Origin of the sequence: Arthrobacter sp. UYEF20 (genome assembly GCF_040546335.1) — a bacterium.
GTDB lineage: Bacteria > Actinomycetota > Actinomycetes > Actinomycetales > Micrococcaceae > Arthrobacter.
The window spans coordinates 23007-36865 of the sequence record NZ_JBEPNP010000016.1 but is presented as its reverse complement, the minus strand read 5'-3'; the positions used below and the strand labels follow the sequence as shown (position 1 = coordinate 36865).

Here is a 13859-nt window from a genome sequence, read left to right as displayed (position 1 = left end):
TTCAAAGAATTTCCGGGCCTGAACGAAGATCCTCCATTCGGTGGCATGTCATCGCTGGTCATTGCATTTAGTTGGAAAAGGTGAGTAAAACGTGAGTGACCGTGGCCTACTGTCAATCTGTCCTGCCTATTTGGGCGGGGGACAGGTTCTTGACGGTCGTCGGCTGCTGCGACGATGTCGCGTCGGAAAGCACGTGCGCATAAGGCGGATCGCCAGCCTAGCGGCGTCGGCGAGCCAGCCAGACGATGAGCACCAGTACGGCGACGACGCAGAGCGCGACAGGACCAAAACGGCGCACCAGTATCGGCCACATGGTCGAGCCAAGGTCCAATTCGGCCGCCGGCACGGACTGGGGTTTGAACGGAGGCTCTCCCGCCGAAGGCCGGGTTACCGGTGGCGCGGCCCGCGGGCCCGTGGAGGCGGGCTCGGCTGGTTCCACGGTGTCCTGTGCTGTCGCCGAAGGTCCCGTGGTCGTCCCGGCTGCCGGTTCCGCGGTCTGCCCGGCCTCCCCGCCGCCCGCTTTCCCGACCACGCACTGGACAAATTGGGCCAGCAATTTGTCCGAGATGTCCTGGATGACACCCCGGCCGAACTGGGCCGGTTTGCCGGTGACGTTCATGTCGGTGGCCACGTCCACGGCGGTGCCGTCGCCATCCCGCGTCAGCACCGCTGTCACCGTGGCACCTGCCGTGCCATTGCCGCGCTTGTCCTTCCCGGTCGCGGCAATGACCACGGTGTGCGAATCCTCGTTGCGTTCAAGGAATTCACCGGTGCCGGCATACATCATGGCGATTGGTCCGAGCTTGACCTTGACCGTTCCGGTGAACCGGTCGCCGCTCACGGATGTGAGAGCCGCTCCCGGGAAACACGGCGCGATATCTTCCAATTGGTTGAAGGAATGCCAGGTGTCCTCCAGCGAACCGGGAACGACGAAGTGATGTTTGAGTTCCACGTCTGCCTCTCGCCGTGTTCCGCTAGAGCCCCGCGGCCGTGACGACCGCCCGCCTGGTCAAAACCTCCGCAAGATGGCGCCGGTAAGCTGCGTCGCCATTGAGATCGCTGGCCGGATCGGTCCCCTCGGATGCGTGCGAGCTGGCGGCCGCGATCGCGTCCCGGGTCAGCGGAGCACCCGCCAGCGCCTGCTCGACCGCCGTGGCCCGCACAGGAGTGCTGGCCATATTGGTCAACCCGATCCGGGCCTCGGCGATGGTGCCGCCCTCCACCCGGACCATCGCGGCGACCGCGACGATGGACCACTGCTGGGCCACCCGGGTGAACTTCTCGTAGTGCGCGCCCCAGCCGGTGTACTTCGGCACCCGCACGTGGGTCAGAATCTCGTCCTCGGCGATTGCGGTGGTGAAGTAGCCCTGGAAGAAGTCCGCGGCGGCCACCCGGCGTTCCCCGCCCGGGCCGGCCAGGATGAACGTCGCCTCTGCGGCCAACACCGGCGCGGGCAGGTCGCCCGCCGGGTCGGCATGCACCAGGGCGCCGCCGAACGTGCCGCGGTGGCGGACCTGCGGATCCGCCACCGTTGCCGCGGCCTTTGCCAGCAAAGGCACATAGGCGGCCACCAGCGGGTCGGTGGCCACCTGGTGGTGCGGTGTCATGGCGCCGATCAGCAGGGCATCCCCGTCCTCGCGCACCCCGGCCAGCCCTTCAACCCGGCCCAGATCGATCACCATCTGCGGGTCGGCAAGACGCAGCTTCATCACCGGGATCAGGCTTTGCCCGCCGGCCAGCAGCTTCCCCGAGTCGCCGGCCAAGGCCAGCAGGCTCAACGCCTCCGCGACGGTATTGGGCGCGGCGTAGTCGAATGCGCTCGGAATCATCGGACACCTCCGGTCATCTTGGCTTCTTCAAGTGCGGCCCACACACGGGACGGCGAACAGGGCATCCTGATGTCCTTCACGCCCAGATGCCGCACCGCGTCCAGAACACCGTTGACGATGGCGGGCGTCGAGGCGATGGTACCCGCCTCCCCGACCCCCTTGGCCCCCAGCTGGTTGGTGGTCGAGGGCGTCTCGGTGCGTGCCGTGGTGTAGTGCGGCAGGTCGGGTGCGCCGGGAACCAGATAGTCCACAAACGAGCCCGTGACCAGGGTTCCGGCGTCGTCGTACACAGCCTCTTCATAGAGTGCCTGCGCGATTCCCTGTGCCAGACCGCCGTGCACCTGGCCCTCCACAATCAGCGGATTGACCACAACCCCGACGTCGTCCACGCAGACGTACTTGCGGATCGAGACCCGTCCGGTCTCGGTGTCCACCTCAATGGCCGCCAGATGGGTGCCGTGCGGGAAGGAGAAATTCTGCGGGTCGAAGGTCGCGTCGGAATCCAGGTTCGGCTCAAACCCGTCCGGCAGGTTGTGTGCCGAAAAAGTCGCCAGCGCGATTTCACCCAGCGCCGTCGACTGATCGGTGCCCTTCACGCTGAACCTGCCATCGGCGAACTCGATGTCGTCTTCGCTGGCCTCCATGAGGTGAGCGGCCACGACCTTGGCCTTCTCGATCACCTTGTCCGCAGCGGCCAGCACCGCCATGCCGCCGACTGTCAGCGACCTGGATCCGTAGGTATCCAGGCCCCGCTGGGAGATCTGCGTGTCGCCGTGCAGCACTTCGACGTTCTCGAACGGCACGCCGAGCTTGTCCGCCACGAGCTGGCTCCACGCGGTTTCGTGGCCCTGGCCGTGGGAGGAGGACCCGGTGACCACCTCGATGTTGCCGGTGGGGAGCACGCGCACCTGGGCGTGCTCCCAGCCGCCGGCGCCGTAATTGAGCGCACCGAGCACCCGGGACGGCGCCAGGCCGCACATTTCGGTGAAGGTGGAGATGCCGATGCCAAGCTGGACTGGGTCCTTCGTTTCGCGGCGCCGGGCCTGCTCAGCCCGGAGCGCATCGTAGCCGAAGAGCTCCAGCGCCTTCGCGGTCGCCGCCTCGTAGTTGCCGCTGTCGTATTCGAGCCCGGCAACGGTGGTGAACGGGAATTCCTCGTGTTTGATCCAGTTCCTTTCCCGGACCTGAAGCGGGTCCAGACCCAGTTCGGCGGCGAGTTCGTCCATCATCCGCTCGATCGCAAAGGTGGCTTCCGGACGTCCGGCACCGCGATATGCGTCGGTCCACGCCTTGTTGGTGAACAGGTTCGTGCATTCGAACCGGTAGGCCGGGAACTTGTAGATCGAGTTGTACATGAAGGCGCCCAGGATCGGGATGCCGGAGGTGACCAGGCCCAGATAGGCTCCCATGTCCGCCAGCAGATTAACGTCCAGTCCTGTGACGATCCCCTCCTTGGTGGCCGAGAGCTTCAGCCGCTGTACCTGGGCCCGGCCGTGGTGGGCCGCCATCAGGGATTCGCTGCGGGTCTCGGTGTATTTGCACGGCTTGCCGGTGTGCCGGGCCGCCAGCACGGTAATGGCCTCTTCGGGGGTCACCTGCAATTTTCCGCCGAAGCCGCCGCCGACGTCGGGGGCGATCACGCGCACCTTGCTTTCCGGGATGGCCAGGGTCAGCGCCAGCATCAATCGCAGAATGTGCGGTATCTGGGTGGCGGACCACACAGTGATCTGCTCACCGGTGGGGTCCACTACGGTCGAGCGGGGCTCCATGAACGACGGGATGAGCCGCTGCTGGTAGAACGTACGCTCAATGAGGACCTCGGCGCCCTCCAGTGCCTCACGGATCGGTTTACCGGTGCCGGCCTCGCCCGAGTCAAAGACCCAGGTGGCCGATTTGTTGGTGCCCAGGCCCGGGTGGGCCAGCACCTGGTCCTTCGCCGCTTCCTCCAGATCCAGGACGACGGGCAGCTCCTCGTAGTCGACGTCGACCAGCTCGACGGCGTCGCGGGCGGCGGCGGCGCTGCGGGCGATGATGCAGGCAACCACCTCGCCGGCGAAAGCAACCTCATCCACGGCGATCGCCGGGTGCGCGGGGGCCTTTTGGTCGGGCGTAATCGGCCACGCGTTGGGCAGGCTGCCCTGCTCGGCGGCCACGTCGGCTCCGGTGAGCACCGCAACGACGCCGGGGGAGGACTTCGCGGCGGCGACGTCGACCGAGGTGATCTTCGCGTGGGCGAACGGACTGCGTACCATCGCCAGATGCAGCATGCCGGGCAGCGTGATGTTGTCGGTGTACCTGGAGCGCCCGGTGATCAGATGGGCATCTTCCTTGCGGAGGCGGGCCCTGCCGACTTCGGCGGTGGTCATGCCACACCTGCCGTTTCCGTTTCGTCGCTGTCCGAGGACACCGTGCCCTCCGCGACGGCCCGGACCGCGGCAACAATGTTCTGGTACCCGGTGCACCGGCACAGGTTCCCCTCCAGACCGTCCCGGATTTCCTGTTCGGACGGGTGAGGGTTTTCTTCCAGCAGGGACGCCGACTGCATGATCATGCCCGGCGTGCAGAAGCCGCATTGCAGCGCATGGCATTGGTGGAAGGCCCGCTGCAGCGGGGCGAGTTTCCCGTCCCGGGCCAAGCCTTCGATGGTGGTGACCCGGTGGCCATCGGCCTGGACAGCGAACATGGTGCAGGACTTCACGCTGACGCCGTCCAGATGGACGGTGCAGGCGCCGCAGTTGCTGGTGTCGCAGCCAATCAATGTCCCGGTCTTCCCTAGCCGTTCGCGCAGGTATTGAACCAGCAGCAGCCGCGGCTCGACGTCGTCGGTATAGCTCACATTGTCGACTTCGACGGTGATCGTTTTGGAACTCGCCATTGAGATCTCCTCTCGCTGGGAGGACGGGCCCGGCTGCCCGGCTTCCAGTCTTGATGTGTCACACGTTACATCAAGCCGAAGGGTTGCGGGTCAGGGATTCCCACGTTCGTGCGCTGCGTCCTCATGGTCGGGGTCGGCCATGGGCTCGTGGTGGATCCGCGCGTCCATGCTGCTCAATCGTCCGCCTTCCCCGCCCCAGTGCAGCGCAATGATTTCGGCGGCGATCGAGACGGCCGTCTCCTCGGGCGTCCGGGACCCCAGGTCCAGACCGATGGGGCTGGAAAGTTTGGACAATTCGGCCTCGGTCAGGCCGGCCTCGCGCAGCCGCTCCAGCCGGTCGTGGTGGGTGCGCCGGGACCCCATCGCCCCCACGTAGGCCACGTTGTGTCGCAGCGCCACCTCAAGCAGCGGCACGTCGAATTTCGGATCATGGGTGAGCACGCAAATCACCGTGCGGTCATCCACCTGGCCGGCGCCGATCTGCGCCTGCAGGTAGCGGTGCGGCCATTCCACCACCACCTCGTCCGCCTGAGGGAAACGCGACGCCGTTGCGAATAACGGACGCGCGTCACAGACCGTGACCCGGTAGCCGAGGAAGCTGCCCTGTTTGGCGACGGCGGCAGCAAAGTCGATCGCGCCGAACACCAGCATCCGCGGGTGCGGGGCGAAACTGACCGCGAACACGCGCATCCCCTCGCCTCGCCGCTGGCCGTCCGGCCCATAGCTAAGGGTGGCATTGCGGCCGGCAGCCAGCAGGCCCTGCACGTCGTCGCAGACCGCGTGGTCGGCGCGGTCGCTGCCCAGGGATCCGCTGAATCCGTCCGGGCGGACCACCAGGTGGCGGCCGAGCCAGGCCGGATCCGGGTGTTCGATCACGGTGACCACGGCCACCGGCCGGCCGGCGCCGACGTCGTCGGCCACCTGCGGCAACTGCGGGAAGGTCTCGGTGGAGACCGGTTCGACGAAGACGTCCAGGATCCCCCCGCAGGTCAGGCCGACCTCGAACGCATCGTCGTCGGTGATGCCGTACCGCTGCAGCACCGGCCGACCGTCGTGGGAGACCTCGGTGGCCAACTCGTAGAGCGCACCTTCGACACAGCCGCCGGACACCGACCCGACCGCGCGGCCGTCGGCGTCGACCATCATTGCTGCCCCCGCCGGCCGCGGCGCGGACCGGAAGGTACGCACCACCGTACCCAGTCCCACGGTGTGGCCGGCCCGTATCGCGGCAACCAGATCATCCAAGACCTCACGCATTGGCAAGCACGTCCAACAATTCCTCGAAACTTTGCATTGAGTGCCCCCCTATAAAGGAGTCAACGTGCGGCAGCACCGCCGTAATCCCCCGCTGTATGGGCTCGTATCCCACTTTGCCCCGATGCGGGTTGGACCAAACAATGCGCCTCGCCAGGTGATGCAGCCGCTCGGTCTGGCGGCTCAGCAGGGCGGGGTCGCCCCGCTCCCAACCGTCGCTGGCAATGACGACGACGGCGCCGCGTGCCACCACGCGCTGGCCCCAGCGGTCGTTGAATACCCGCAACACTTCCCCCAGCCGGGTTCCGCCCGACCAGTCGGGTACGGCGCGGCCCGCGAGGGCAAGCGCTTTTTCGGTGTCCGGCACCCGCATAGCGCCGGTCACCCGGGTCAGCCGCGTGCCCAGGGTGAAGACCTCCACCTGATGCGGGGCGGCCTCCACGACCCGGTGGGCGAGCCGCAGCAGGCTGTCCGCATAGGGTGCCATCGAGCCCGAAACATCGATCAGCCAGACAACCCGGCGTGGTTTGCGCGGCGCCCGGGCACGGCGCAGCGGACCCGGTTCCCCGCCGCGGCGCAGCTGGTCGCGCAGGGTCCGCACCCGATCGACGTCGCCGTGCCGGTCCGGGTGTTTGCGCCGGGTCTGCCGGGTCGGCAACCGCACCGGCAGCTCCTCGAACATCCGGTGCAGCAACGCCCGCTCGGCGTCATCCAGCGTCGCCACGTCCCGGTGCCTCAGCCGCTCCCGGCGGCTGGCGATCGCCCTCAGTTGGTTCCGGCCGTCCTCCCGGCCGCCGCCGTCGTCGTCCAAAGAGGCCCCGCTGACGGACGTTGCAGACGGTGAGACGCGGGTGGCGGAGGAATGCTCCACTGAGAACCAGGCCTCGAAGGTCCGCTGATAGGTCGGCAAGTCGTCCGGCGAGGCGCACAGAGTTGCCCGGCCGGCCCAGAAAACGCTGGCGCGGCGGTCCAGGGCGAGCCTGCCTACGGCATCGACGAAGCTGCGGGCCCGGTCCGCGGTCACCATCACCCCGGCCGACCGCACCGCAGCGGCAAATGCCAGGAGGATCTCCTCGGCGCTGTGCTCCGCGGCCGCCATCAGTCAGCCGAGCATCCGGGCCATGGCTGCCGATACCCGCTCGGTGTCTTCACGGTACTTGCAAAGCGCGCCGATGCTCGCCGCGGCCGAGGCCAGGTCGAGCTCGGCCCGGCCGAGCTGGTGCAGAGCCCGGGCCCAATCCAGAGTTTCGGCCACGCCGGGAGGCTTGAGTATGTCGTCGGAAGCCCGGATCTGCTGGACCACGCGTACCACCTGTTCGGCCAGCAGCGGGGGGACTTCCGGCAGCCGCGTGCGCACGATCTCCACCTCGCGGGCCAGCCCCGGGTGGTCGATCCAGTGATAAAGGCATCGCCGTTTGAGTGCATCGTGGACGTCACGGGTCCGGTTGGAGGTGAGCACGACAATCGGCGCGGTGTCTGCCTTGACCGTGCCGAACTCGGGGATTGAGACCTGGTAGGTGGAGAGCACTTCCAAGAGGAATGCCTCGAACTCGTCGTCGGCACGGTCGATTTCGTCGATCAGCAGCACGGCAGGGCTCTGCTGCAGCGCCTTCAGGATCGGCCGCGCAAGCAGGAATCGTTTGTCGTAGAGCGAGTGCTCCAGCTCGGCCACGCTCAACCCCGCCCCACCGCCGGCCTCCACGCTGCGCAGATGCAGAATTTGAGCGGTGAAGTCCCAGTCGTACAGCGCCTGCGTGGCATCGATTCCCTCGTAGCACTGCAGCCGGATCAGTGGCAGCCCAAGGGCCTGCGCGAGGGCCTCGGCCAGGGAGGTCTTGCCGGTACCTGGTTCCCCCTCCAGCAGCAGCGGGCGTTCCATGCCCAGGGCGAGGTAGCCGATCGTGGCCAGGCCTTCATCGGCGAGGTAGCCGGTGGACGCCAGCATTTCGGCCAGTTCTGCGGCGGAGCTGATCGACGTCTGCGTCATGGCACCAGCATAGGGCCACTGATCGACGGGGTCCGGGGATTCGAGGCCTGTCGCCAGTGGGGAAACACATCATGCAGCTGCCGCGTGGTCACGGAGACGAGGCCGATCACGACGAAGTTCATCACGGCGGCAACCCAAAGCTGCCTGACTACCTAGGACCACTCGCCGGCGACACGGCCGACGATCTCGGCCCTATCCGATGATCCGGGCGATCCTGGACACCAGCGTATTCATCGCTCTGGAATCCGGGCGCCCGCTCGACCGAAATAACCTGGCGGAGAAGGGCTGTCTGCATCATCACTATCGCCTAGCTCCACGCACGAGTATATGCGGCAACCGACACTGACTCCCGCGCCCGCCGGTTGGAAACCGTGGAAGCCCTGACCGCCACGACGGTGCTACCCGTCATTGAGGCCGACGACCGTCAATACACGGTGTTCCAGATCCTTGGAATGAGACGACGACGCCCGCAGCGGTGTCAGGTGTCCGCGGGTCCGGTCCGGGCGATCAGGCAACCCTGTTCAGGCTCCGCGCGGCCACTGATCGCAGCCTGGCGGTGGAATGGCTGTCCGGGGAAGGCCGGACGATTTGTCCGGTGCCGGGAGCTGCGGGCCGGGATTCCTGCTGCCGGGTGGACGGTTTCGGACAGGTCCGTGATCAGGCCCATTCCCGCATACTCGCGCACCCCACTGATGCCGCTCACGGCAGCCTGCTTGTCCGGGAAGGACCTGGAGAGGGCCATCACGGTTCCGTCGGGGGCTTTCAGCGTGAACCTGTAGCCAAAATCCTCGTCAACGAAGAGTTCGAAAGTTCCGGTCATTGCGGTCCTCCTGGAGGCGGGCACACAAGTCTGTCAAGCCCCGGGTTGGTACTGCGCCAGTGGCCAAAGGCTTCCGGCAGGGGCAGGCACGCCCCCAGCACCCGCACGCGCGGACCCGCCACCTTCACCACGGAGAAGAACAGAACCCGCCGGCCAAGGACCGGCTCCGCCGCGCACCGTCGGACCCGGCCGTCGAACGTCTCGACGTGATTCCATGCCGGGGTGAAAGCACCCTCTGAGAGTCGGCCAATTCGAACTGCGACTAATGGCCAACGAAAGCCGACGGACAGCCGGGCATGATCGACTTCATCGCCTCAGCAGCTATCTCTGGAGACATGAATCGGGTCGGACTCTTGAACCGGGCTTTAGGAACACCTTTCCGGGTGATTTCGGGCGTTTCTTCGCTTCATCTCCTGAAGTTCCCCTTCCAAGTATCTGAGACACCGCAAACGTGCTGCGCAGCCCCCGGGGTCCGGTGATGGCTCCAGCGACCGTCTCAGGGGAAGAAGCGCCCTTCCCACAGTGTTTTAACGGGTACAGGCTGCCATGGAAGCAAGGAGATGAGGTGCCATGGTGAGGATAGCCATCGTGCTGGGAAGCACCCGCCCGGGCAGGGTCGGGAAAGCCGTCGCGGACTGGGTCTATGAGCAGGCGAAGAAGCGTTCTGATGCACAGTTCGAACTTGTCGATGTGGCCGACTTTGGTTTACCGCTGCTGGATGAACCGCTCCCGCCCTCCCGCGGGCGGTACCGGAACGAGCATACGAAGGCCTGGGCGCAGGTCATCGCCTCCTTCGACGGATACATCATCGTCACGGGCGAATACAACCACTCCGTGCCGGGGGCACTGAAGAATGCCATCGATTACCTCTACCGGGAGTGGAACAACAAAGCTGTCGGTTTCGTCAGCTACGGCAGCGCCGGCGGGACCCGGGCGGTGGAACATCTGCGGCAGATCGCCGCCGAAGTGCAGATGGCCGATGTCCGCGCCCAGGTCTCCCTGCCACTGGCCACGGAGTTCGAAAACTACACCACGTTCACCCCGTCGCCCCTGGCGGTGCAGGGCCTGGGACCGGTCTTCGACCAGGTCATCGCGTGGGCCGGCGCCCTCAAAACGCTGCGCCCCTGAAGGAGAAAGCGGCTAAAGCACGGCAGGAACCTCCCGGAGCATCCGCCGACGGGATGCGTCCGGCAGGTAGCAACGGTTCCCTCGTCGGCGCCGCCTGCCGCGACGACGGCGATGTCACCACTGGACTCTGCTGTAACTGTGGTTTCGGCACCGCCCCCAAGCGAGGACTTCATCGAGCACTACAATCACCACAGGCCCCACACGGCACTCAAAGGCGCCTCACCCACCAAACGCGTCACCAACGTACCGGTTAGTACATCCGGGCGGGCAGCTTCTAAAGCGCCAGGCGGTGGTATGCGGAAGCAAAATGTATTAGCGGGTCCGGTACCTCCGACCCCGGAGCGTCACCGCCCAACGCAACTACCTCTCCTACGACGAGCAGATGTGTAGCCGCCGGATGGATGGCAACCGTTCTCAGCTCGAAGTACGCGATCGATCCGTCGAGGATCACCGATCCGGTGGCCGGGCCACGGCGGTACGGGACCTGGGCCAGCAGGCCCTCAACCGGGGTCCCTGGACTGGCCAGCCAGTCCGCCGCGCCTTGGTGCTTGCTGCGCAGAAGACTCAACGCCCATGTACCCGTCGCGGCGACCGCTTCGCCGATGCGTGAGCCCGCGTAGAGGCTGACCAGCATCGTGGGAGGGTCATAGGAGACGGAGAGAAAAGCAGTCACCGTTGCCGCGTAGTCGCGCTTGCGCAGGGATGTGGAAACCACAGCGACGCCGGCGGAGATGTCCGCGCTGAGCACGCGGTACAGATCGATGTCCGCCTGGGAGGGCTGTCCGCCGTCAAGGCGGTGCGCGTCCAACGTCCCTGGACTCTCCATAAAGTACATCGTTTCACGCGCCGAACCATAGGAGTGCTGTTATTCCATGCACTGGACATCCCTGCATCAACCTTCTGCGTTGAGCGCCGCTTTTTCCCGTGGCTGCATCGTGGGACCATGCCTGCATGAGCGAAAGTGAAAACAAAGGTCCGGCGCCCCCCGCCACTGATGGAGCGGGAAGGAATGACCGGGCGCCGGCAAGCAGAGAACATCAGGCAGCGCCGCCCACCCAGGGGATGCGCACCGTGGGCCAGCGTCGCCGGGATGCGGAACAGAAGCTTGAGGAGCATCAGCAGGAGGCCCGCCACAAGACCGAAGCCGAAGACGGCCCCGAGGAGCCCCCGGCGAGCCAGTAACGGCCTTTGAGCGGCTTGAGGCGGGCTTTTCGTCAACGGTGCGTCGGCGCTTGAGGAACCGAAGCGAGGAAGTCCAGGCATTGATTGGCCCCGGACTCATTGCCTGAACGTTCGTAACCGCATACGGTGAACGGCGGCACGTCCTTCAAACCTTGCCGGGAGCAGACAACGACCGCGACCGGAGGAGTCCTGCCGACGCGGCCACCCACAGCCCGCCGCGCAGCGGACGACCCTCCCCGGCGTGGGGTGGGTGCATTGCCCGCGGGCGGGGTCTACGTTCGGGGTTTTCACAAGGAGTTTCGACCAGACTTGCCCCGTCCTGATGTTGCACGGTGTCCGCGCACTTCGGGTCTGGTCACCGGGCGCGGCCCCCAGCATTGCCGAGCCCGGTGACTATCCTGGCAGCAGCGCCCGGCCGGTGACGGCCCTGCTGCGCGGCGGCTCACAGGCAGGTGTGAGACCCTATCGATCCGGGACGGCAGCGGCACAGCGAAGCGCCTGAGAACCGCCATCGGTGAGTCAGATGCGTTTCACGGAGTGCCACGTCGGTGCCCTTGACGGCGCATCAGGAACAGTCAACCAACCCGATGCTGTGTCTATGTCAATCTCATCTGGGTTACTGGAAACGGAAAAAATCCCACGCTAAGCCCTGCTCCGACTCGGCACCCAGGGCTGGTGCAAAGTCGTGTGCGGGGTTGTGGCGCTGATGCCGGCATGCCCGTCTTCGCCCATCCAGACCCTTGTTGGCCGGCTGGAGCAGCCGGCTGGTGACAATGGACCCGGGCGTCACGCTGGCCACGCTGCTGGACGCGCTCTCCTGCGTTCCGGACCCACACAAGCTCTTGGGCCTGGGCACTGTCCTGACGACGACGAGAGCTGGGCGGGTAGGCTCGACGGCCGTTGCCGAGCAATGGCACATCCGTGGAGTGTCTTGCAAAGCTTTAGATTTTCAAGACACCCCGGTCGGGCCCCAGGAAGACGGGGAAATTTCGCGCCGCGGCACGGAACCGCCATGTCTTGACAAGTCGTCTCATAGAGCGCTGTGTCTCACGCACGTCTTTAGGGGTTTATGGGACAGACTACGGTCATGGCACTTCTCGGATACACCCGGATCAGCACCGCCGGCCAGGACGACCGGCTCCAACGCGACGCGCTCACCGCTGCGGGTGTCCTGGCCCGGGACATCTACTCCGATGTGACCTCCGGAAGCAAGGAAGCCAAAAGCCGCCCCGGCATGCAAAAGCTCCTGGGCTACGCCCACAGCGGTGACACGATCGTGGTGTGGCGCATCGACCGGCTCGGCCGGTCACTGCTCGATGTTCTGAACACCGTCAACGGGCTCCGGGACAAGGGGATCAAGGTCCGCTCGATCGCCGACGGCATAGACCCGGAAACCAATACCGGACGCCTGATGTTAAACATGCTCGCGACCTTGGCCGAGTACGAACGCGAACTCATCACAGAACGCGTCAACGCCGGCATCGCAGCCGCCCGCGCCACCGGCACCATCTTCGGGCGCCCAGTAATCAACCCCGCGCTGACCGCCGAAAAGCTCCAGATCGTCGCCACGGCCCGCGCCGAAGGAAAAACCGCGCAACAGGCCGCCCAGCTGGTCGGCTGGTCCCGGGCCACCCTGTACCGGCACCAACAAACACTGACAGCCACCCCTATCACCACGGAGCGCAAACTCACTGGCACCTCATGACACCGTCAGGAGTACTGGGCCCTATAGGCGCTCCCGGCGAACCGAAGAGGCCCGCTCAACCGCCCTAACGGCCGGCTGGCTCCGGAACGTAGACTTGACGCAGGCCGGCGGCGGTAGAGCACCGAAGGATCCCCCATGCCTCGTGGCTCGCCCCAGCCCGCCGCCGGTCCCGAAAGCCATCGCCGCGGCCTGCCGCGCGGTCCTGCACCTCAAGGCACCCCGGCCGTGGACGGGGGCGGGAGTGCCTCCTACAATGGGGCTACCTGTCGGCCGCTGGCCGGCAGTTCCTGATCAAGGAGATAAGGCAATGGCGCCTGCTTCCCGGTTACCGTCCCGCCGAAATGCACCCCGCGGCAGCAGCACCCGTCCGTGGTGCAGCGCGTGCGGGACGGATGCCTATCTGTTTATCGAGACCGTGGGAGGCTCCGCCAATTGGCCGGGCACCTCCATCGAGGTCAGCTACACCTGCCTGGAATGTGACGGGTTCCACGCCCACGATGTCCTTTCCGGCCGCATCGACCCGTCGATTCTTCGCCAGTTCCCGCCGGAAGTCCCCGACAACGAGCACGGACCCTACCTCCACTGCGGTGAACCCATGAGAACCGGCACCACGGCGGGGCGCTCCCTGACCGCCACGGCGGTCCCGGCCGGACGGACCCGCAAGAGACACCTGGAGGTTTATCTGCGCACCCGGGTCCTGCATTGCCGCTGCGGATTCCGGATGGAGATTCCCTGTGCAGACAGCCCCTGAGCCGGAACCGGCAGCAGAGACCCTGACCCGGACCGGCGGGGGAGAGGTGGGGCAGACGGTCACCGTGCACGCCTCCAGCACCCGTCCCGCTGACTGGGGCCGGGCCCTGGCCCGTGCCGTGAGCCTGCTGATCGAGCAGATCGCGGACACGACAGGCTCTGATTCCTGCCGCGCACCCGGTGGCCTCGATCTGTCCCTGCACGTCACGGCCCTGGCATCCGGTGAGGCCATCACGGTGACCTGGAATGGCTGAACCGCCCCGCAGGACCGTCCCGGGTCCGGCCGGCACACCGGAGCAGGCATTCCTGCCCCGTACCGTCATGCACAC

General features: G+C 66.3%; 13 protein-coding genes. 4 read left to right on the top strand and 9 right to left on the bottom strand.

Annotation, left to right across the window (positions count from 1 at the left end):
* Positions 1–217: 217 nt before the first annotated feature.
* The 8 genes from ABIB26_RS16910 to ABIB26_RS16875 form a co-directional block, all read right to left on the bottom strand.
* The gene (locus tag ABIB26_RS16910) at positions 218–952 is read right to left on the bottom strand and encodes an SRPBCC family protein (protein ID WP_354245605.1); all 735 of its coding nucleotides are present in this window, start codon (positions 950–952) and stop codon (positions 218–220) included.
* Positions 953–974: 22 nt separating this feature from the next.
* Complete coding sequence (locus ABIB26_RS16905; RefSeq protein WP_354245603.1) at positions 975–1829, bottom strand: FAD binding domain-containing protein; 855 nt, start codon at positions 1827–1829, stop codon at positions 975–977.
* Positions 1826–4195 (bottom strand): xanthine dehydrogenase family protein molybdopterin-binding subunit, encoded by a 2370-nt coding sequence (locus ABIB26_RS16900; RefSeq protein WP_354245600.1) that lies wholly within the window; start codon positions 4193–4195, stop codon positions 1826–1828. Before ABIB26_RS16900 ends, ABIB26_RS16905 begins: the two co-directional genes overlap by 4 nt.
* The gene (locus tag ABIB26_RS16895; RefSeq protein ID WP_211881901.1) at positions 4192–4704 is read right to left on the bottom strand and encodes a (2Fe-2S)-binding protein; all 513 of its coding nucleotides are present in this window, start codon (positions 4702–4704) and stop codon (positions 4192–4194) included. The genes ABIB26_RS16900 and ABIB26_RS16895 overlap by 4 nt, the downstream gene beginning before the upstream one ends.
* Positions 4705–4794: 90 nt before the next feature.
* Positions 4795–5961, bottom strand: coding sequence for an XdhC family protein (locus tag ABIB26_RS16890; protein ID WP_354245597.1), 1167 nt, complete (start codon positions 5959–5961; stop codon positions 4795–4797).
* Positions 5954–7057 (bottom strand): vWA domain-containing protein, encoded by a 1104-nt coding sequence (locus ABIB26_RS16885; protein ID WP_354245595.1) that lies wholly within the window; start codon positions 7055–7057, stop codon positions 5954–5956. The genes ABIB26_RS16890 and ABIB26_RS16885 overlap by 8 nt, the downstream gene beginning before the upstream one ends.
* Before the next feature lie 3 nt (positions 7058–7060).
* Entirely contained in the window at positions 7061–7945 is an 885-nt protein-coding gene (locus ABIB26_RS16880) for an AAA family ATPase (protein ID WP_211881907.1), read from the bottom strand.
* 478 nt (positions 7946–8423) lie between these two features.
* Complete coding sequence (locus ABIB26_RS16875) at positions 8424–8765, bottom strand: YegP family protein (protein WP_211881908.1); 342 nt, start codon at positions 8763–8765, stop codon at positions 8424–8426.
* A 570-nt stretch (positions 8766–9335) separates the two neighbouring features.
* Here ABIB26_RS16875 and ABIB26_RS16870 point away from each other — a divergent pair.
* Positions 9336–9893 (top strand): NADPH-dependent FMN reductase, encoded by a 558-nt coding sequence (locus ABIB26_RS16870; RefSeq protein WP_354245592.1) that lies wholly within the window; start codon positions 9336–9338, stop codon positions 9891–9893.
* Between the two features lie 274 nt (positions 9894–10167).
* Here the strand turns inward: ABIB26_RS16870 and ABIB26_RS16860 are convergent, their stop codons facing one another.
* Entirely contained in the window at positions 10168–10719 is a 552-nt protein-coding gene (locus ABIB26_RS16860; protein WP_354245589.1) for a flavin reductase family protein, read from the bottom strand.
* 1443 nt (positions 10720–12162) lie between these two features.
* Here ABIB26_RS16860 and ABIB26_RS16855 point away from each other — a divergent pair.
* From ABIB26_RS16855 to ABIB26_RS16845, 3 genes are all read left to right on the top strand, one after another.
* The gene (locus ABIB26_RS16855) at positions 12163–12780 is read left to right on the top strand and encodes a recombinase family protein (protein WP_354245586.1); all 618 of its coding nucleotides are present in this window, start codon (positions 12163–12165) and stop codon (positions 12778–12780) included.
* A gap of 307 nt (positions 12781–13087) precedes the next feature.
* Complete coding sequence (locus ABIB26_RS16850) at positions 13088–13531, top strand: hypothetical protein (RefSeq protein ID WP_354245583.1); 444 nt, start codon at positions 13088–13090, stop codon at positions 13529–13531.
* The gene (locus ABIB26_RS16845) at positions 13515–13784 is read left to right on the top strand and encodes a hypothetical protein (RefSeq protein WP_354245581.1); all 270 of its coding nucleotides are present in this window, start codon (positions 13515–13517) and stop codon (positions 13782–13784) included. The genes ABIB26_RS16850 and ABIB26_RS16845 overlap by 17 nt, the downstream gene beginning before the upstream one ends.
* Positions 13785–13859: the final 75 nt, after the last annotated feature.